Below are 19,031 nucleotides of genomic sequence, written 5' to 3'. Positions count from 1 at the left end.
TCCTCTAGTTAGCTAATATAAACGCTAGTATTATTGTATCAAATTTTTCATATTCTTCCACATGAACTGTATGTCCAACTTCTGGAACAATCTGAATATCTGCATATTTAAATTGTTGTGCCATCTTATGTGCAATTCCTACAAACTTTTCATCCCACTCTCCAACTATGAGTTGTACAGGACATTGGATATCTGCTAATCGCGGCCATAGATTCGGCATATTGCCTGTACCATAATCCACCAACGCTTTCGCCAGTCGTTCAGGTCGTTGTGATAAACGCATTTGTCTAATACGCTGTTGTTCTTCTGCTGATAAAAATTGTTGTGACTGAAATAACGGTAATCGCTCCCAATCATTGACAAACACTTCTATGTTTGCCACTTGCAATACACGAGCACGCGCTTGATCGACCTGTTGGCGTTCAATACGGGCCATCTCATCTTGAATACCAGGTGAACCACTCTCTAACACCAATCCTGAAAGCATCTCACTATGTTTTGTTGCATAGCCAAGCGCAACTCGTGCTCCCATAGAATAGCCGTGCAAGTATAAGTCATATTCACTATATCGTGACAATAATTCATGGAGTTGCGTGATAATCCATTCAAAATCCCATAACACTGTCATTGGTGATGTATCATCTCCATGACCTGGCAAGTCCACGAGCAATAAATTGACAGTTTTAGTTAATGATTCAATATGCCCTTGAAACGTAGAATGATCACTAATAAAACCATGCAACATCACGACTGTTTTCTTTGTCTCTTGTTGTGATGTATACCAATTATAATGTAACATTAGCTACCTCTCCCAAACATTGATACAGTCGTTGATGCATTTCATGATTTTTCTCTCGATCTGTCTTTATTTCCATCAAATGTGATGCCATTTTAGGCAACTTCGTATAAGACATCGTATCCAAGTCCATTATCTGTTGATATCCAAAACCATATAGCACAGCAACATGTTCGAAATCCAAATGCATCGGCGTTCCAAACAATCGTTCAAAATGTTCAGGTGCCTGCTGTTTTTGTGGTAAATATGAGAAAATACCCCCACCATTATTATTTAATAAAATAATGTTCATTTGAATATCATTCAGCTTTGACATGAGTAAACCATTCATATCATGGTAAAGTGCCAAGTCACCAATCAATAATGTCACAGAACGATGAACTGCCATACCTAGCGCCGTCGATACAATACCATCAATACCATTGGCCCCACGGTTAGCATAAATACGTGCCTCATTGTCAAAATACAGGTTGTCTACATCACGAATCGGCATACTGTTGCTGACAAATAAACAATCATCTTTGCCAAACTTTTCCAAAAGACGGCTGACATAGGCCGCTTCACCTGTCGCATTGTTTTGTAATGCAGTCACTTCAGCACGGGCTTGTTGTTCTAATGTTTGCCAATCGTTCAACCACTTTTTACGATACGCAATAGGTACAGTTTCTAACGATCTAAAAAAGTCATTCGCTGACATCTCAAAAAAGTAGTCGGGCTTTTTCGGGAAAGCATCTCTGTCCGCACTGTTTTGTACAAGAATTTGTTCTGCTGACGTTTGTTTGAGCCACTGATTCAGCTTCTTAGAAATAACAGGTTTACCGACACGAATAACAAAATCAGCCTCTAATGACATACCTGATCGTAACAATAAATCATACGTCGCAATTACGTTAGGATGCTTTGTGCTACGTATACTATTCAAAGGATCTGCTAAAATCGGCAAGTCATATACTGTTGAAAACGTCAAAATCTGGGAAATATCTTGATGTTGCATATCTCCCACAACAATTAACCCTTTAGGTTGCCGTAACGTCTTCTCTAAAACGGTTGGATCCATCGTTTTTTGATAATGCGTGGGTGTATATGTGTGTGTCGTCAACAAATCTTTACGTGACAAGTCAGGTGTCAATGGCTCTGCGAATGGCAAGTTAAAATGAACTGGGCCTTGCTGTGGGCCATCAAAATATTGACTCGCACGTTCTAACTGATATTGGTTCGTTTCAATACAACCGATTGTGCCGTCGGCGAGTGGCATATCAAATTGATATCGGACATAATTTTCAAACATATTAACTTGATTAATCGCTTGTGGCGCACCGATACCACGTAACTCATGCGGACGATCACTTGTTAAGACAACGAGTGGCAAGCGACTGATGTCACTTTCTGCAACTGCTGGAACATAGTTAGCACTTGCTGTTCCTGATGTGCAGAGTAACGCAACTGGTCTTTCACTCCCCTTAATCAAACCAAGCGCAAAGAATGCAGCGCTACGTTCATCTGGATGTACCCAAGTTTTGATTTCTGGGTGACATTCAAAAGCGATTGCTAATGGTGTAGAGCGTGATCCCGGACTAATGACGACTTCACGAATGCCATATGCATACAATTCAGAAGCAAAATGAAAGACTTGTTCTGTGAGGTTTTGTTGGTGCTTATCCAATATCTGTCACTCCTAACGCGTCCATCATCGGACTGAATTTCAAAGCTGTTTCCGCAACTTCAGCAGCTGGATCTGACGCTTTAACAATACCCGCACCAGCATAAAGTATTGCTTCGTCTACCTTCAATAACATAGAACGAATTGCAACGATAAATTCACAATCATCATACGCATCAATCATCCCAACTGGTGCACCGTACAAACCACGTGCGGCATATTCATATTTATCGATATAAGCCATTGCCATTGACTTTGGATACCCTCCTAATGCAGGTGTTGGGTGTAATCCGTCAACTAACAACATATGTGAATGCCCTTCGAGTGGCCCTCCTATCTCAGTGTATAGATGATAAAGATGATCATTTTTTAAAATTTTAGGTGCTGCATCGTATGTTGCTTTTTTAACAAAAGGCTGGAGGTCTTCAAGGATACTATTGACAACAATTTGATGTTCTCCTAAATTTTTCTCATCTTGCAAAAATGCTTGCAGACGTTTGTCATCTTCTACACTGTCTTGCGTGCGATGAAGCGTTCCTGCAACTGCCTTTGTTGATAACATTCCGTCTTGCACACGAAAGAGTTGTTCTGGCGTTTGTGAAATAAATGTATCCGTTCCAGACTCAATCACAAATAAATAACTATTTTTCTCATTGCGCAGTGCATTTTGTAAAATCGTATCGATATGTATTTGTGACGAAAACTTTATTTTTCTTTGGCGTGATAACACAATCTTCTCATCATTTGCTAACTGTTCAACTGTGCGTTCAACTAAATTTTGCCATTCTTGTTGCTGAACATTTTCAATATGCAATACTTCCGGCATGTCATTCGTTTCTGCTAGTGGCGTTATCTCTTCGAATTGCTTGATTAAGTGCAGAAACATATCCATCGAAAATGCATTACGCTCTACTGTATAGGTTAAAAATGTTTCACCATCTACTTGTGAAATGAGCACTTCCGGCAAAATAAAATGATGCTGGTCAAATGCTTGCCACACATCGTCTGTTCGGTGATCTGAAAATTGAAAACCACCGCAAAGTCTCAAATGATGTCTATCACTTTCGGAGTTTACAAATAATATATTTTGTCTAAGTATTTGCCATTGCTTAAAAATCGCCTGCTTATTCTCTTGTTTATTTTTAATTTGGGTTGCAATACGATACCCAAAAAATGCAGTTTTATTATCATTTAAACGAAAATAAAATCGACTTCCTGCTGCTTCTTTCGTCGCATCAAACAATGTTATCGGATCAATGACATGTGATAATTTAACTTCCACAGAAACCCATTGTTCTGTCGCTTGCTTGATAGCTTCTTTGATTGCCTGTTCACGTGCGTCAACAGTCATCTCTTTCTCACTTCTTTCGTTATAATCATCTAATTTTTTTCATCATTTTATTTTAACATTTTTATGACGTGTTGTGTGCTTAAGAACTTGAAACATTAAAGTTTGCATTGATTTAAAATGTAATCTTTTCTATACTAATCCTATATCATAAATATTAATAATCGAGGTTTTAATCTATATGGGTACGCAATTTAAGCAACATTCATCTTTACACAAATATTGGTTATTAATGCGTCCACACACACTAACAGCCTCTGTTGTTCCTGTATTAGTCGGAACAGCTACTGCTAAGCTGTTTATGTTGGGAAGTGAGGATCATCTCTCACTCTTGCGCTTAATCGCTATGTTATTGGCTTGTCTACTCATTCAAGCCGCAACAAATATGTTCAATGAGTATTATGATTATCAAAAAGGATTGGATGATCATGAATCAGTCGGTATTGGAGGCGCTATCGTACGTCACGGTATGACACCGCAGTCTGTCTTCAACTTGGCAATCGCCTTTTACGTTATCGCAGCTTTACTCGGGTTGCTACTGGCAGCTCAAACATCATTCTGGCTCATTCCAGTAGGTTTACTTTGTATGGCTGTTGGTTACCTTTATACAGGTGGTCCTTTCCCGATTTCATGGACACCTTTTGGCGAGTTGTTCTCAGGTATTTTTATGGGAATGTTCATCATTTTAATCGCCTTCTTCATTCAAACAGGTAACATCCAAGGTTATGCCGTATGGATTAGTATTCCAATTGTCATTACCATTGGACTGATCAACATGGCAAACAATATTCGTGATAGAGTCAAAGACCAACAAAGTGGTAGACGTACTTTGCCTATACTTTTAGGAAAGCAAGGTTCACTTTACTTTTTAGCGGCTTGTTACGTATTTGCTTATTTGTTTGTTATTTTTACAGTATTCTTCAAAGATGGCGGCTCACTTTTCTATTTATTAGTCCTTTTGAGCTTCCCAATGCCGGTCAAAGTATATCGTCGTTTCAGCAAAAATGATACACCACAAACGATGATGCCAGCAATGGCGGCTGCAGGTAAGACCAATACATTTTTCGGTCTGTTATATGCGCTTGGTATTTATATTAGTGCGTTACTTGGTGGTATTTAAGCACTCCAATTTAAAAGAGACACACCCTATTCTCATCATAATAGGATGTGTCTCTTTTTATAATTCTTTGTTTATTTGTATCAATTGATGACGATGATTGAAAAACTGACGATAACTCAAATATGTACTCACAAATGCCGAAATAATCGTCGCTGTTGTATGAATAAATACAACCATCAGTTGGAATTTGATTGCTTCTAACGGTGGCACACCTGCAATAATCAATCCGGTCATCATTCCTGGAATGGACACGAGACCATAAGTTTTGACTGAATCTATCGTTGGCACAATTGCTACTTTAATACTTTCACGAATGGCATCTTTCGCTGCAAGAATTGGTTCTGCACCTAATGATAACTTTGCTTCAATGGCCGGAGTCTCTTTCGTAAAAATGCGATCTAAGTTTTGATAACTTAAATTGATTGCAATCATTCCATTACTTCCAACCATACCTGCAATCGGAATGAGTTCATTGGGTTTCATACTGATAGCACCCGTTAACAGAACACCACCTAACGAAATCATTGCCCCTGACATAATCGCAGCAAATGAAATCCAGAAAACATGCTTCATAATAGATGACGCACGTTTAATCGTATTCGCCGCTGCATTAATCATAATGACAAGAATTAATCCCAACACTATCCAAGTTGTTTCCAGTTTAAATACAAACTCTAACATATAACCGATAATGACAAGTTGGATGACTGCACGAACAGCCGCAACGATCAAGTCTTTCGCAATGTACAATCGTTCTTTATAAGAAATCATAATCGGCACTAACAATAACAGCGCTGTTAATACAAGCGAAGTCGTACTCATCATGTGAGCGCCACCTCCTTATGCAATATCCCATCTTTTATGACGACTTGACGATCAAAATGGCGATGACTCTGTTCATCATCATGTGTGATCCACAGAACAGTAGTCCCTTTTGCAACGAAATCAAAGATAAGTTGTTCAACACGCATACTATTTTGATGATCCAATGCACTTGTTGCTTCATCTAATAATAAAACATCAGGTTGATACATGAGCTGTCGTGCAATAGTGACACGCTGCTTTTCACCACCTGACATGCGCTGTACATGATCTGACAATTGATAATGACCTAAGCCTACCGCTTCCAAAAGCTCTTGTGCACGTTGCTTATCAAAATGATCTTTTCGCACAGTAGATGGAAAACTCAAATTATCAGCAATCGTCTCACCAAATAATGCAATACTTTGCGATAAATAACTCACTCGAGTTCTTAATTCTTCTGGTGTATATACATCATAAGGCTGACGATCAAAATACAATGCCCCTTTCGTCGGACTAATCAGGTCAGCTATGAGTCGTAATAAAGTGCTTTTTCCACTACCAGACGGTCCAGTGACAGCAATAGCTTCTCCCTTTTGTACTGTCATCGATAAGTCTCGAATAATTGGATGTTTATCAATTTCATAACTTATATTTTTAAGTTCTAACATTCCACTATGCCTCACTTACATATGTCATATAATAATAATGATGATTATAAAGCTTCTTTTCAGACTTTACTTCAAAGCCTAACTTTTTATATAGAGAGAATGCGCCTTTATTATCATAATCACAATTTAAACTCCATATCGTTCCTGGCTCACTTTGCATCAAATGATTAAGAAGCTTACTGGCGACACCACGTCCACGAAATTGCGGGAATGTTGCTACTGATTCTATATAAGTATCTGTCATATCCGCTTCCATAATCGGTAATGGTGTTGTCGTTGATAACGGGATTTTTTGCGCAGCTTCTAGTGTTTCCCAAGCGGCTTCATAAGTTTGTTCATCACGACCAGGATATGCAATAATCATGCCTGCTACTTCACCTTCTATTTCATAAACAGACACATGACTGAAATGATTGCGATAATGCGCGTTAACTGTACTATCTTCAATTGCCGCAATCACTTGTTCTTCTGAGTAACGTGTCACAATTTCTAACTCCATATCTTTCCAAATCATATATGTCAACTTTGCAATGGCATGTCGGTCTTTTTCTTCTGCCAATCGAATCATTTATCTACACTCCTTTTCTAATTAACAATACGTCTTTATTGTAGCCTAATTCCTTCAATTTTTTAAAATAATTGTTTCAATACGAAACGAATGTACGTTCTTACTCTTCACAAAATAAGAACACATGTTCTATAATAACAATTGAGGTGCAGCTATGAAAGATAAATCTTTACCCCAACATTATCAATATGAGACAGACTATCGTAAAATACCAAGAGAATATTTGAAAACGAATATCCCTAAAGGACGTGGTATCGTCAAATGGGCGCCTTTTGCTACCTTACCCGAACAATTCGAACACTTGAAAAAGGTGGAACAATCACAGCACAAACAATCCCAACCTATTCTAAGTGAAGACCAGTTGTATGAATTGAATTACATGTTACATCTCAAGTTATCTACCCATACATCTGGTGTTTTTCAGTACTGGTCAGATGGTGCTATACATGCGATTGAAGGGTCTATTCTATATATTCATTCACAAAATCAAACTTTGACAATCACGGACACACATACACATCAGCCCGTGACACTTTCCTTTCAACAACTCTGTCATATTGATTGAAAAAAAACATAAAAATACGGATTTTGAACACCTTCATTGGGTTCAAAAATCCGTATTTATAAATTAAGATAAAGTAAATGGTTGGCATACGCCCGATTAACCATGAAATATTAATAAAATAACGACCGCTACAATTTGCGCAACCGTTGTTGTTGCAATACGTCTTGTGTAAGTATAACTCACACCCAATACGAGTTGACATACAAAAATAAAGGCAACAATCCACCAACGGTCTAAGTAGATAAAGAATGTACTAGATACAATTGCACAAATTAAAATGCTAATCCATGCATGATGGAATCTTCGGTCTAACTCTTTATGAAGGATTGAGCGAAGATACAGTTCGTGACATGGCATGACAAATAGCAAAGTCACTAACATTTGCCATTTAAAGTACACGCCCGTACGCGACAACTGTTTGATTAACGATAAATACGTTAAATCTTTCGTCATGAGAGAGAATACGACTTGGATGAGTACGAGTATCACACCTGTCACTAAGCCTATTGCAATCGACGTAAGAAGTCTTTTTGAAGTAATATCACGCTGATAGAACACATAACTTATACCTGCAATGAGCATGATGCCTGTGTACAATTGCCAGTAGACGTTATGTTGTCCCCACATAACCATTAATATGATGTGAAAAGCAATAAAACTTGAAATAAACCATAGTAGCGGCTTGTTAATTGTTTTCATAATACCTTATCCTTTTTGTTCTACAATTTTATATCGTTTGTGATTGATGACTGTTTTTTCAGGTAAGTCAAGTGTCGCAAAGTTATCCATAATTGTTAAATCAACAATGACAGAGTTATCATTAATCTTTTCGACTTTCCCTTTCAGACCATCATGAAATTCTACAATGTCGCCTACTTCTGCTATTGTCATCACATTCGCCCCCTTAGAAATTAACTAGACTATATTGTACTAAAGTTTACATCTTAAATAAACTATTTCTGTCATTTTTTATGATTTAGCCATAATATCACACCATCAAAGTTCAATTATTGGAAAAAAATTGGAAAATGGTGCATAACTATATTTAAGGGCATATTGGGAATAAAGGAGAGGTAAAATAATGAAATTTATCAGCAACAATAACAATACAGATCCCACGCTAAATCTTGCTATGGAAGAATACGTACTGAAAAATGTACCTATGGATAATGATGAAAGTTATTTTTTATTTTATATTAACAGACCATCCATCATTGTCGGAAAAAACCAAAATACAATTGAAGAAGTACACCAATCTTATATTGATGAAAATAATATCGATGTTGTACGCCGTATATCTGGAGGCGGTGCCGTATACCATGATTTCGGCAACTTAAACTTCAGCTTTATTACAAAAGATGACGGTCAAAGCTTCCATAACTTCAAAAAATTCACGCAACCAATTGTTGATGCATTAAATAAAATGGGTGTTCAAGCGGAAATGACAGGGCGCAATGACATCCAAGTCGGACAAGCAAAAATTTCCGGTAATGCAATGGTAAAAGTAAAAGATCGTATGTTTAGTCATGGAACGTTGATGTTAAACAGCGAGCTAGACGAAGTACAAAACGCCTTAAAAGTAAATCCTGCCAAAATACAATCAAAAGGTGTTAAATCTGTACGTAAACGTGTCGCAAATATCGTTGAATTTTTAGATGAACCGATCGATATTGATACATTTAAAGAAATTATTTTAAAACAACTATTTGGTGACTCAGACGTTGAAACATATCCTTTAAGTGACGAAGATTGGAAAAATATCGAGCAATTGGCTAACGAAAAATATCGTACGTGGGATTGGAATTACGGCAAAAATCCAAAATATAACTTTGAACGTGAACATAAATTCGAAAAAGGATTTGTTCAAATTAAATTAGATGTTAAAAAAGGACAAATCGAACACGCTAAAATTTTCGGAGATTTCTTTGGAGAAGGAAATATTGAAGAATTAGAACGTGCACTTGAAGGTGTTACACATCAAAAACAAGCGATTCATGAAGCTTTAAAAGATTATGATATCCATCATTATTTTGGTGCGATTCCAAAAGATGAACTCATTGATTTAATGGTATAAAAATAACAGGACAATTCATCAATAATACGGTGAATGGTCCTGTTTATTCTTTCATGGAATGACTCGAGGAATTAGACAATGTTTTGCGCCTCCAACTCATTAAATTCGTTTGTATACATCATAAAATCTGCTTCGTTCTTGTTTAATAAAGCCTGATCAATCAACTGCTCTAATTCTGCCTTTCTGTGCTGTCTAAGTGCTGCCTCAATTACAAGTTCTGCACCTAATCTGTTAACTGCTTGCATCGGGTTGACGGGTACTTGTTGCTTCACATCAATCTTATGTTTCATGATGTTTCCTCCTCATAGTGTTGTTTTGTTTTTGATAATAAACAGTATACCGAAAGCAAATTCAAAATGCAATAAGTTTTCTGAATTTTTTCAAGTTTAGAAACAATAAAAATAAAATATTCTTATTTAAAATTTTCTGACTCCTTCGTTGACAAACTTCCTTTACGTTTTATAATTAATTTTATAAAGAGAGACTAAAAATATGAAAGGATGATACCTTATGAGTCAACAAAATCAAATAAGCCATGTCATTGATCCAAACGTTATGGTTATCAAACCGATTAGTGGGTCGGAAGGAATGTTCACACGAACCGAACTCCTATATAGCAATGGCAAGCGAAAAACTAAAAATATGCGCCCACTACGTTTAATAGAATTGGCATGTCGCTACCGTTACAACACTTATCCACATATCAAAGCCGAAGTTAAGACACTGACTGGCATTTCAAGCAAACCCCCTTTCTTTCTCCCAGAAGCCAAAACCGCTACTTTTTTCTCCACACACTCTGACCGTGTTCAGCAAAGCTGTTGGTTTAACGTCGAGTATGTTCGTCGAATTGAACACTATAAAACAGGTAAATCAAAAGTTTATCTACATGGTGGTCATACACTTATTGTGAATGTCTCTCAATACACCCTTCTCCATCAATATCAAAATGGTATACATCTTGCATATACTTTATTACGCCAAGAGATTGAAGCAGGCGAACTTGTTAAAAAATACACTGAAACACAGCATGAAGAATTGATAAATATTGTGAGAGAATTTGTTAAAACACTTAAAGACATACGACTTGCACTCAATGCTGAACAACGTTATTATCACCAAAAGATTGCAGAAGCCCCCCCTTTTAAAAGCTATTAGCCATCTTATGCTCTTTTTTCATCTTCACTCAAACTTCCTACAAAACTTCTTATTTCTATTTTTCTAAACATTATTTTTCATAAGCGCATTATGTCTCCAGTTTGTTTTGATTTAGTATTTCAAACGATAGAGACAGATGCGCTTTTTGCAATTGAAAAAGGTGAGACAACATATTATGCTATCCCACCTTAAAAATGGTTTTCCAAAATACAACAAAACACCATTATATTATGTAATATAATGGTGTTTTTCTTTACGGAAACGGAGGGATTTGAACCCTCGCGCCGCTCTCGCGACCTACACCCTTAGCAGGGGCGCCTCTTCAGCCAACTTGAGTACGTTTCCATGGCTCCACAGGTAGGACTCGAACCTACGACCGATCGGTTAACAGCCGATAGCTCTACCACTGAGCTACTGTGGATTAATATGAAGTTTTCTTAACACAAATATTATTATAACAATATCATGATAGAAATCAAGAGATAAACAAAAAAAGTTATTAGAACATTTACACCTTGAAAGTATATGTGCTGTTAACGTAACTGTTTTGTGTCGTATGTGTCTTATTTTCATTATACAAAATGGGAGTGGGACAGAAATCTTTATTACTATAAAAGATTTCGTCGTCCCACCCCGGCAAGGGTGACTAGAAGTGAAAAAAGTTTTCAAAAACGCATTTTCACTTCAGACACTTACTGCCACTATACTTATATCTATACTCAAAAGGAAGGAACCGAGCACTATGTCTCAGCCTCTTTAGTACAAAATACTATTTACGAATTTTTCATAGATATATATACTGAGTATATGACTATATTATTAAAGGAGTGAATTACTTTGGGAGGTAAATATATTAAACGTTCGAGTATTGTAGCAGGTGTGGTTGCAACAACTCTCTTATTCACAGCGTGCAGTAATAATGATAATCCGAATGAAAAGACCGAACAAGCTGACAAAACACAGCATGCGATGACAAAGCAGGAATTCAAAGAACTTCCATATAGTGAGTTTTACAAAATGGAAGATCTCTCTGAACAAAGCTTGGAGAACTATGAAAAAGGAAATAGCGTTAATTTAAAAGATAAAGATACAGTCATAAAGGCGCTTGAATCAGCCAATCATAGTGGATCACACAAATTTAAAAAAACTTACGATGATAAAAATGATAAATACTTACCACAGTACACTAACGAAAATGATCCTGATGATGAAAACATCAAAAGGCATTATGCATTCAATGTAGAAAATATCAAAATTGGGGAAACATATAAGAATCCCAATTTAGAAATTGGCGTCAAATCTGCTAAGAAATACTCTGCAGAAGATATTGAGAAAAAGGCAGTTAGTGGTTTAGAGTATCAAGTGGAGACCTTTGACTTTGATGGTATAAAGAGCGTTGGCATAACCAAAACTGATAGAAATGGTCAAAAATTATCTTTAGGAAGCTATCGAACTGGTGTTTCACCAGAAGGTAAAAAAGTGGATGATGGTATTCTTAAATTAACCATCCGCTATAAAAATAATTCCTCTATATCTAAACAAGCACCGTTCAGTAGAGATTTAGAGTCAATTATTCGGAAAAAGCCAACTACTGATAGTGGTTACAGTTCAGATATGAACATTTTAGATATAAACAACGTTAAAAAAGATGGCAAAAAAATATCAGAAAGCTATGAGAACAATCCATTAGGCGTGTTAGAAACAAAACCAGGAGAAACAATTGAGTTCGATGCGTATGTAAGCGTATTAGATATACATGATGATTTACTTTATGTGTTTGAGTGGAAATATGAAAATCCATTAAATTGGGATTGGGTTGCTGCACCACCTTTTAAAGGGGCAATCGATTTGAATAAATAATTGAATAACGAGTGATTTTATTTTAATTGAAAACTTAATGTTTTTGGATATTTTTATTTTTGTTCTTTAATAGTGGATTCTCCAAATAAATAACCATGTACTATCCGTTCCATTGACAGATATTACATGGTTATTTTTTGTCATCTAATTTAACAATTGCAATGACTAAACCGATGAACGTAACGATAAAAGTACCAAAACCTAACATCAAGTTTAGCACATCTACAATTTACACTACAAAAGCTTCTCTGTTCTACATCTATTCATATACAGGTCTGAAATCGTTTAATCGATATACCCTTTCTTTATAAAAATCAAATAGTTGCGGAATGGGATGATCCTCTATAAAACGAACCTTTTATTGCTTCTTTGCGTGTAACTTTTCTTACTTTAACAGATATTTTCATCTTCAGTTACACTTTCTTATTCATATCCAATAATAGATACATTATTTTCTTCTACTTGCAAAGATGTACTTTTACATAAGATTTCATAAATAAGTTCGGGCATTGTCATCGTTGCGCTCTGATGAATGGTAACACCTTTCAGCTGCTGACGATAGTGACGATAACAATAATCAGTCATCGTCACACGATATGAATGCGTTTCGTTCAAACCAAATGCCACTACTCTTTGATGTTTTGGTCGTGACATATCAATTGTATAATCAAAACCAGTCCAAAATTGATAAAGTGTTGGATCTTGTTGTGCGTCTATGGTCACTTGTTGGTGGTCGACAATCAATTTTGCTGCTGAATATTCTATCAGTTTTTTAATATCTGCTCCTGACAACGCAATGTCTAATGGCTTATCAGGGTGTGGATACGTGTGGTAAATATCTTGATGTGCCACGTTACCTTCTAAATCTACCGATGTTGGTAATGGCACATGAACACATGTGATGTCATTGGGAATAGCATATTGGATTGCATCGCTCAGTAACTGTATAAAAGGATGGCGTTCTTGTAACAATACAGAAAATGATGGATAGGAAAATTGAAAGTTTTTCGATTCAATCGCTTCATTACTCCATTTTCGAATTGCTTTACGATCATAATGTGTCATTTTCAAAAGATCCTGACTTTCTTCATATGATTCTAGCTCTACAATTTTTGGTGTGATGGTTAGCAACTCATTCGTGTTACGTCGTTTACGAAACTTCACATCTATATGGATAAGTTGTTCTGAGTTTTGCCCAGCTTGAACAAATGCTGTTCGACCTTCATAATCTGACATTGTTTCATATTGATGTCCAGTAATTATCAAATCGATAATACCTGCTTCCTTCACAATCGCTTGTGCTTGATTCTCAACGTCCCCTTCAACTGTATGTCGTTCCCTCGTACGATCTCCGTGATATAACACGATTAAAAAGTCTGGCTCTGCCACTTCGTGAATGTAACGAATCCATCGCTTAGATGCTGTCACTGCATGCTCCACAGCAATATCTTGTTCCATCTCAATGTTCTCATGACGTACCATTTTATCCGATGTAAGACCCACGACTGCCACTCGAACCCCATCAAATGTCTTTACTAAGTATGGCGTTGAAAAATAGGGCTCTTTCGTCATCGCATACGTTATATTAGCGGATAACCATGGGAAACGTGATAATGCAACAGATCGATTTAAGAAGTCTAATCCGAATTTAAAGTCGTTTGCACTGATACCACTTGCATCATAGTTTAGCGCATTCATCAATTTAATCATTGCATGACGCTTGTAAGGGGCAATAATCGCATAGTAAAAAGAAACAATACTCCCTGCTAAACTCCCACCATTATCTAATAGCAATACATTTTGGTAGTGTGTACGCACATCGTTAATATATGTACCTGCTCGATAAATATAAGCACCTTCTTCGCCTTCTAATATACGACTGTGCATATCAGATGTTGCTAATATTTGAATTCGTACTTCATCATTTTGACGCATTACGCAACACGCACCTTTTTCTAATATCTTATCATCCGTTTCATGATTGATTTCATTTTACCACAAGCATTTCAACTGAACACATATTGATTATAAAAAGAGTCGTACCCTTGTTAACGTAAGCATGATCGCTTCGTGTAGCAAGTGCACAACTCTCTGTATATTTTTATGTTTATCCGATTTGTATGTGTTCTTTCGGATAATGGTATTTTGTCACTTCCCGATTACCACTAATCATAATGATAAATGAAATCAAGCCAACACGACCGACAAACATCAGTATCATTAATACGACTTTAGAAATATTGCCTAGTTCGGAAGTAATGCCCGTTGACAACCCACATGTTCCAAAGGCTGACATGATTTCAAAATAAATTTGAATGAACTGAATATGTCCACCTTCATTCAACATAATCGTGAATATCCCAATAAATGTGAAGAACACCGCAAGAATAAGCACTGCAAATGATCGGTGAATATCTTGTACATGTATTTCTCTATTAAAAACTTTAATCGCAGAGCGTTCGGCATTCGGCTTATAATTCAAAATGAACAACACTAAAATAGCGAATGTTGTCGTACGAATCCCACCACCGACTGAACTTGGTGATGAACCGATAAACATCAGTCCACCCATTAACAAGTTCGTTGCATCGGAAAATTGTGCAACGTCTACTGTTTGTAAGCCTGCACTTCTTGTTGTGACGGACTGGAATAGCGCATAAAAGAATGTTTTATGCCACGATTCACCTTTGAATACCCCATTTGTTTCGATTAACAAAATACCGAGTGTGCCTAGGATGAGAATACCGAGATATGTCACTGTTGTCACTTTTGTAAAGAGTGAAAATCGAAAGTTTGGAATTCTATTTTTAATATACGCTTTAATCTCCAATAATACTGGAAATCCGATAGACCCTAAAATAATGAGAAACATAACGATTGTTTGAACGAAATAATCATTGGCATATGGGATAAGTGAGTCCCCAGTGATGTCTAGACCACCATTCGTTGTCGCTGAAATGGAGACAAAGACTCCTTGTAAGATTGCTTCTTGTAAGTTATTTAAATCTCGATAGAAATAAAATGTCAGTAGTAGTGCTCCGACAAATTCTATCACCAAGATTGCTCGGATAATATCAAAAATTAATCGAACTGTCCCACTCATTGAGTCTTTATTGTTATCTAACATAATCAACTGGCGCTCACGGATACCGATATGTTTCCCTAAAACTACCCAAAGTAACGTACCAATTGCCATGACACCAATACCGCCTGTATTCAAAATAAACAATATGACGATGTATCCAAAGGCTGAATACGTCTCAGAGATATTAACAGGTGTCAAACCTGTCACACTTACCCCTGATACAGCGACAAATAACGTATCGATAGGTGCAACATGAACACCTGGTTTGTGGACGCCTGGCAAGTTCAATAATAAGAATGCAACAACAATTGCAAAAAGATAATACATTACAATCCCCTGTTGTGGACTGGATTTTTTGAACAATTGATTAATAATTGACATTGTCATTCACTCCAACATTTTACAGATCAAATGAGATTTGTTTATCTTCACCATCACGTATTACTTTTAATTTTACTGGTTTATCTTTAACGACATGTTGATATAACTTCTGACGATAAACAAGTCTATCTTTCGTTGGTTTACCATCCAGTGCGACAATCACATCTCCTGTTTTCAATCCAGATTGACGGGCTGGGCTGTCTTTGGCTATGTCTTGCACAACAACACCTTCTTTCACTTTGTCGTCAATTTGATATGATGCGCGTTCTCCTTGTGAGAGTGTTGAAATATCTTTTAAGCTAATTTTCGAATTCGGATAATCTATTTTACCATCTTTTTCGAGTTTGTCTGCAATTCTTACTGCATCATTGATTGGGATAGCGAATGCCATTCCTTCAACATTAGGCATTGATATTTTTAATGAAGCAATTCCGATTAACTTGCCATCTTGATCAATAACGGCACCGCCCGAGTCACCCGGATTTACTGGTGCATCCACTTGAAATGCGTGAACGAGCATGTCGTATTCATTATCTTTATCTATATCTATTGGTACATTACGGTCTAAGCCTGAAACAATTCCTTGACCTACTGTATTTCTAAAGTCGAGACCTAACGGGTTACCAACGACAAGCACAGACTCACCCAATACAAGCTTCTCTGCATTTCCTCGCTTAATTGGTTGAAGTTGTTTTTCATCCACTTTGGACGCTTTTACAGTCATCACAGCGATATCCGACCATTTATCTTTACCAATCACAGTCCCTTTTACCGTCTTGTCATCACCATATGTCAAAGTGTGATCCTTTTTATCTCCAACAACATGTGCATTCGTTAAAATATAAAGTAAGCCGTCTACTTTTTTGTAGACGACACCTGAACCACTTTCATTTTGGACTTGCGCTTGTTGTTCTGCATCTTGGACTGTTTCCGGTGTTACTTCTTGATTGTTTTCAACTGCTACAACAGACTTAGTAGCATCATTTGCGTGTTTCATCGCTCCAACAAATTGTTTATGTGAAGCTGATTGTGGTTCTTCCATCGCACCTGTCGAATGATTGCCATTGCTGTTCACAATGTTGAAAATAGAAAATAATAAAATCAAAATGAGCAGTGCACCTAGAACGACTAAGATTTTTGCCCATTCACGTGATACGAATTGAATCAGCTTCTCAGGCCAGCCATCCTTTTCAGTCGATGCACGTTGTGATGTTTCCGAATCTGTTACAGTCGTCGCATCTAGTGTTGTTTCTTTTGTATCTTTTTCTTGTTGTTCTTGTTTTTCACGTTGAATATCATTCGCTTGTTGCTTATACAAGTCTTGTTGGATGCGCAACTGTTCATTGGACGGTTGTTTTTCTTCTGCAACTTGTTGTTGATCCGAATCAGCATTGACTGATTCTGTTGATTTACTTGTTGAATTGACCTTGTAAATCTTTTTACTCGTCTTTTTCTCGTCATGTGTCAGCTTTTCAATACGGGCTTTCCGTAAGTTATCTTTCACACGTTCTTCATTATTTTTGGCTTGCGCTTTTTCTTTCTCGGCTCTCAGCGCATCTGCCTGTTGTTGTTCTTTAATTCTCGCTTCACGCTCTTCATTATGGAAAAATTCACGACGTTTTCGTCTATAAGATCGTCGCGGGATCACCTGCTTTTTTTCTTGATCCATTGCGCGCCCTCCTTTAATACCTTTGTTACTATTATGCCACATACACCTTTAAAATTCCGTAATATTTCCTTATCTCTCATAAAAACTTAACATAAAAAGGCCTGATATTGAATTATTTTTTAATCTGATCACTAAGATTTAAAAAATGCACTTTTAAACTAAAAAACACACGCATCTATTTAGGATACGTGTGTTAAAATCTCATGCTTAATTTGCTTTTTTATTCTTCACAACTGATGTGAACCAACCTAGAACAACAAGTCCAATCATAACAACCCAGAAAATGATTTGCCATGTTGCTGAGTGTGGGAAGTCATGTGGAATGAGTGCAATATCTTCGTGTGCGAGTACAAGAATCACTAATTTGATGCCGACCCAACCAACAATGGCGAAAGCTGCACCTTCTAATCCTGGATATTTATTCAAGAATTCAACGAAGAATGTCGCAGCAAAACGCATCAAGATAACACCAATTAAGCCACCTGTCAGCATGACACCAAATTGACCTGCATCCATACCGCCAAAGTGGATACCAATTTTAGGCAATGTCACTGCGATTGCAAGTGCAGCAAGCATTGAATCAATTGCAAAGGCAATATCCGCAAATTCAACTTTTGCTACTGTGCCCCAGAATTCTTTCGGGCTAACTTCTTTATCAAAATTAAAGGCGTCATCACTTATATCATCACCCGAATGATCGGCGCCTTTTTTGCTAAAGAATTGATATAGGTTCTTGGCTGACATGAATAATAGGTATGCTGCTCCTAGCGCTTGGATCCACCAGAAATTTGCTAAAATACTGATGAGGAACAGTGCCAGAAAACGAAATACAAAGGCACCTAATAAGCCATAAAACAATGCTTTTTTACGTTGCTTCGGCGGTAAATGTCTTACCATCACTGCCATTACAATGGCGTTATCCGCTGCGAGTAGACCTTCTAAGAAGACTAACACGAGGACAACCCAACCATAGGATAAAATTAAACTTGGATCCATCAAAGATCCCTCCTCTTTTTATATCGACATATAGACGTCATTTTTTACAAAATTAAAGAGACCTATGCTAAATAAATAGCAAAGGTCTCACTTAGCATGTATCATGCCCACTTTACCGGAAGTTATCCTTCGTAATGACGATAAAGTGCTGTTAACGTATCATAACGTTAACCAAGTTACTCCCCTCTGACATCGGCTGTCATAGGTATTTAATTTATGCTTAAGTATTATAACAGACTTGTTCAACAAATCCTAGTTAAAAGTTTTGTGCAATACAAATCT

At 36.9% G+C, this 19,031-nt stretch carries 19 protein-coding genes, 2 tRNA genes and 1 riboswitch; of the genes, 5 read left to right on the top strand and 16 right to left on the bottom strand.

Annotated features, from left to right (window positions below):
* Positions 1 to 4: 4 nt before the first annotated feature.
* The 3 genes from menH to C7J88_RS00100 are packed head-to-tail and all read right to left on the bottom strand — an operon-like array spanning position 5 to position 3,807.
* Positions 5 to 799: a 2-succinyl-6-hydroxy-2,4-cyclohexadiene-1-carboxylate synthase gene (menH, locus tag C7J88_RS00110; protein ID WP_095116035.1), complete on the bottom strand. Its 795-nt coding sequence runs from the start codon at positions 797 to 799 to the stop codon at positions 5 to 7.
* Positions 786 to 2,459, bottom strand: a complete 1,674-nt coding sequence (gene menD, locus C7J88_RS00105) for a 2-succinyl-5-enolpyruvyl-6-hydroxy-3-cyclohexene-1-carboxylic-acid synthase (protein ID WP_095116032.1) — start codon at positions 2,457 to 2,459, stop codon at positions 786 to 788. The genes menH and menD overlap by 14 nt, the downstream gene beginning before the upstream one ends.
* The gene (locus tag C7J88_RS00100; protein WP_095116030.1) at positions 2,452 to 3,807 is read right to left on the bottom strand and encodes an isochorismate synthase; all 1,356 of its coding nucleotides are present in this window, start codon (positions 3,805 to 3,807) and stop codon (positions 2,452 to 2,454) included. Before C7J88_RS00100 ends, menD begins: the two co-directional genes overlap by 8 nt.
* A gap of 178 nt (positions 3,808 to 3,985) precedes the next feature.
* On the opposite strand from C7J88_RS00100, the gene C7J88_RS00095 reads away from it, so the two are divergent.
* Positions 3,986 to 4,924, top strand: coding sequence for a 1,4-dihydroxy-2-naphthoate polyprenyltransferase (locus C7J88_RS00095; protein ID WP_095116028.1), 939 nt, complete (start codon positions 3,986 to 3,988; stop codon positions 4,922 to 4,924).
* A gap of 57 nt (positions 4,925 to 4,981) precedes the next feature.
* On the opposite strand, the gene C7J88_RS00090 is transcribed toward C7J88_RS00095, so the two are convergent.
* From C7J88_RS00090 to C7J88_RS00080, 3 genes are read right to left on the bottom strand one after another with little or no spacing between them, the layout of a single operon-like run.
* Positions 4,982 to 5,749 carry an ABC transporter permease gene (locus tag C7J88_RS00090; protein WP_095116026.1) on the bottom strand — a complete coding sequence of 256 codons (768 nt, stop codon included), beginning with the start codon at positions 5,747 to 5,749 and terminating at the stop codon, positions 4,982 to 4,984.
* Positions 5,746 to 6,396, bottom strand: coding sequence for an ABC transporter ATP-binding protein (locus tag C7J88_RS00085; RefSeq protein WP_095116023.1), 651 nt, complete (start codon positions 6,394 to 6,396; stop codon positions 5,746 to 5,748). Before C7J88_RS00085 ends, C7J88_RS00090 begins: the two co-directional genes overlap by 4 nt.
* 4 nt (positions 6,397 to 6,400) lie before the next feature.
* Positions 6,401 to 6,964 carry a GNAT family N-acetyltransferase gene (locus C7J88_RS00080; protein ID WP_095116021.1) on the bottom strand — a complete coding sequence of 188 codons (564 nt, stop codon included), beginning with the start codon at positions 6,962 to 6,964 and terminating at the stop codon, positions 6,401 to 6,403.
* A gap of 154 nt (positions 6,965 to 7,118) precedes the next feature.
* On the opposite strand from C7J88_RS00080, the gene C7J88_RS00075 reads away from it, so the two are divergent.
* Positions 7,119 to 7,529: a YolD-like family protein gene (locus tag C7J88_RS00075; protein WP_095116019.1), complete on the top strand. Its 411-nt coding sequence runs from the start codon at positions 7,119 to 7,121 to the stop codon at positions 7,527 to 7,529.
* A 96-nt stretch (positions 7,530 to 7,625) separates the two neighbouring features.
* Here the strand turns inward: C7J88_RS00075 and C7J88_RS00070 are convergent, their stop codons facing one another.
* Positions 7,626 to 8,228 (bottom strand): CPBP family glutamic-type intramembrane protease, encoded by a 603-nt coding sequence (locus C7J88_RS00070; protein ID WP_095116017.1) that lies wholly within the window; start codon positions 8,226 to 8,228, stop codon positions 7,626 to 7,628.
* 6 nt (positions 8,229 to 8,234) lie between these two features.
* Complete coding sequence (locus C7J88_RS00065) at positions 8,235 to 8,420, bottom strand: YkvS family protein (RefSeq protein ID WP_095116015.1); 186 nt, start codon at positions 8,418 to 8,420, stop codon at positions 8,235 to 8,237.
* Positions 8,421 to 8,610: 190 nt separating this feature from the next.
* On the opposite strand from C7J88_RS00065, the gene lplA reads away from it, so the two are divergent.
* Positions 8,611 to 9,603 carry a lipoate--protein ligase gene (gene lplA / locus C7J88_RS00060; protein WP_095116013.1) on the top strand — a complete coding sequence of 331 codons (993 nt, stop codon included), beginning with the start codon at positions 8,611 to 8,613 and terminating at the stop codon, positions 9,601 to 9,603.
* A gap of 71 nt (positions 9,604 to 9,674) precedes the next feature.
* Here the strand turns inward: lplA and C7J88_RS00055 are convergent, their stop codons facing one another.
* Positions 9,675 to 9,893 carry an IDEAL domain-containing protein gene (locus C7J88_RS00055; protein ID WP_095116011.1) on the bottom strand — a complete coding sequence of 73 codons (219 nt, stop codon included), beginning with the start codon at positions 9,891 to 9,893 and terminating at the stop codon, positions 9,675 to 9,677.
* Between the two features lie 220 nt (positions 9,894 to 10,113).
* On the opposite strand from C7J88_RS00055, the gene C7J88_RS00050 reads away from it, so the two are divergent.
* Positions 10,114 to 10,758, top strand: coding sequence for a competence protein ComK (locus C7J88_RS00050; RefSeq protein WP_095116009.1), 645 nt, complete (start codon positions 10,114 to 10,116; stop codon positions 10,756 to 10,758).
* Positions 10,759 to 11,014: 256 nt separating this feature from the next.
* Here C7J88_RS00050 and C7J88_RS00045 read toward each other — a convergent pair.
* Together C7J88_RS00045 and C7J88_RS00040 are read right to left on the bottom strand one after the other, a co-directional pair.
* Positions 11,015 to 11,103: transfer RNA gene (locus C7J88_RS00045), tRNA-Ser, on the bottom strand.
* Position 11,104: 1 nt separating this feature from the next.
* Positions 11,105 to 11,179: transfer RNA gene (locus C7J88_RS00040), tRNA-Asn, on the bottom strand.
* A 416-nt stretch (positions 11,180 to 11,595) separates the two neighbouring features.
* Here C7J88_RS00040 and C7J88_RS00030 point away from each other — a divergent pair.
* On the top strand, positions 11,596 to 12,618 hold the full coding sequence (locus tag C7J88_RS00030; protein ID WP_095116007.1) for a hypothetical protein: 1,023 nt from the start codon (positions 11,596 to 11,598) through the stop codon (positions 12,616 to 12,618).
* 130 nt (positions 12,619 to 12,748) lie between these two features.
* Here the strand turns inward: C7J88_RS00030 and C7J88_RS00025 are convergent, their stop codons facing one another.
* The 5 genes from C7J88_RS00025 to C7J88_RS00005 all read right to left on the bottom strand — a co-directional run bounded on the left by C7J88_RS00025 (position 12,749) and on the right by C7J88_RS00005 (position 18,749).
* A complete protein-coding gene (locus C7J88_RS00025) occupies positions 12,749 to 12,838 on the bottom strand; it encodes a putative holin-like toxin (protein ID WP_268233739.1) in 90 nt (29 codons plus the stop codon).
* A gap of 203 nt (positions 12,839 to 13,041) precedes the next feature.
* A complete protein-coding gene (locus C7J88_RS00020) occupies positions 13,042 to 14,553 on the bottom strand; it encodes a bifunctional metallophosphatase/5'-nucleotidase (RefSeq protein WP_095116005.1) in 1,512 nt (503 codons plus the stop codon).
* A 172-nt stretch (positions 14,554 to 14,725) separates the two neighbouring features.
* Positions 14,726 to 16,084, bottom strand: a complete 1,359-nt coding sequence (locus C7J88_RS00015) for a TrkH family potassium uptake protein (RefSeq protein WP_095116003.1) — start codon at positions 16,082 to 16,084, stop codon at positions 14,726 to 14,728.
* A 19-nt stretch (positions 16,085 to 16,103) separates the two neighbouring features.
* Positions 16,104 to 17,753 carry a S1C family serine protease gene (locus tag C7J88_RS00010; protein WP_095116001.1) on the bottom strand — a complete coding sequence of 550 codons (1,650 nt, stop codon included), beginning with the start codon at positions 17,751 to 17,753 and terminating at the stop codon, positions 16,104 to 16,106.
* A 207-nt stretch (positions 17,754 to 17,960) separates the two neighbouring features.
* Positions 17,961 to 18,749, bottom strand: a complete 789-nt coding sequence (locus C7J88_RS00005) for a TerC family protein (RefSeq protein ID WP_095115999.1) — start codon at positions 18,747 to 18,749, stop codon at positions 17,961 to 17,963.
* Between the two features lie 93 nt (positions 18,750 to 18,842).
* A riboswitch (yybP-ykoY riboswitch) is annotated at positions 18,843 to 18,946 on the bottom strand.
* Between the last annotated feature and the right edge of the window lie 85 nt (positions 18,947 to 19,031).

This window comes from Staphylococcus muscae, from assembly GCF_003019275.1.
GTDB lineage: Bacteria > Bacillota > Bacilli > Staphylococcales > Staphylococcaceae > Staphylococcus > Staphylococcus muscae.
This window is presented reverse-complemented; position numbering and strand designations above follow the sequence as displayed.

Excerpts from the sequence above, each read along its gene's own strand:
- menH (WP_095116035.1), bottom strand. The coding sequence starts at position 799 with ATGTTACATTATAATTGGTATACATCACAACAAGAGACAAAGAAAACA.
- C7J88_RS00100 (WP_095116030.1), bottom strand. The coding sequence starts at position 3,807 with ATGACTGTTGACGCACGTGAACAGGCAATCAAAGAAGCTATCAAGCAA.
- C7J88_RS00095 (WP_095116028.1), top strand. The coding sequence starts at position 3,986 with ATGGGTACGCAATTTAAGCAACATTCATCTTTACACAAATATTGGTTA.
- C7J88_RS00090 (WP_095116026.1), bottom strand. The coding sequence starts at position 5,749 with ATGATGAGTACGACTTCGCTTGTATTAACAGCGCTGTTATTGTTAGTG.
- C7J88_RS00085 (WP_095116023.1), bottom strand. The coding sequence starts at position 6,396 with ATGTTAGAACTTAAAAATATAAGTTATGAAATTGATAAACATCCAATT.
- C7J88_RS00080 (WP_095116021.1), bottom strand. The coding sequence starts at position 6,964 with ATGATTCGATTGGCAGAAGAAAAAGACCGACATGCCATTGCAAAGTTG.
- C7J88_RS00075 (WP_095116019.1), top strand. The coding sequence starts at position 7,119 with ATGAAAGATAAATCTTTACCCCAACATTATCAATATGAGACAGACTAT.
- C7J88_RS00070 (WP_095116017.1), bottom strand. The coding sequence starts at position 8,228 with ATGAAAACAATTAACAAGCCGCTACTATGGTTTATTTCAAGTTTTATT.
- C7J88_RS00065 (WP_095116015.1), bottom strand. The coding sequence starts at position 8,420 with ATGACAATAGCAGAAGTAGGCGACATTGTAGAATTTCATGATGGTCTG.
- lplA (WP_095116013.1), top strand. The coding sequence starts at position 8,611 with ATGAAATTTATCAGCAACAATAACAATACAGATCCCACGCTAAATCTT.
- C7J88_RS00055 (WP_095116011.1), bottom strand. The coding sequence starts at position 9,893 with ATGAAACATAAGATTGATGTGAAGCAACAAGTACCCGTCAACCCGATG.
- C7J88_RS00050 (WP_095116009.1), top strand. The coding sequence starts at position 10,114 with ATGAGTCAACAAAATCAAATAAGCCATGTCATTGATCCAAACGTTATG.
- C7J88_RS00020 (WP_095116005.1), bottom strand. The coding sequence starts at position 14,553 with ATGCGTCAAAATGATGAAGTACGAATTCAAATATTAGCAACATCTGAT.
- C7J88_RS00015 (WP_095116003.1), bottom strand. The coding sequence starts at position 16,084 with ATGTCAATTATTAATCAATTGTTCAAAAAATCCAGTCCACAACAGGGG.
- C7J88_RS00010 (WP_095116001.1), bottom strand. The coding sequence starts at position 17,753 with ATGGATCAAGAAAAAAAGCAGGTGATCCCGCGACGATCTTATAGACGA.
- C7J88_RS00005 (WP_095115999.1), bottom strand. The coding sequence starts at position 18,749 with ATGGATCCAAGTTTAATTTTATCCTATGGTTGGGTTGTCCTCGTGTTA.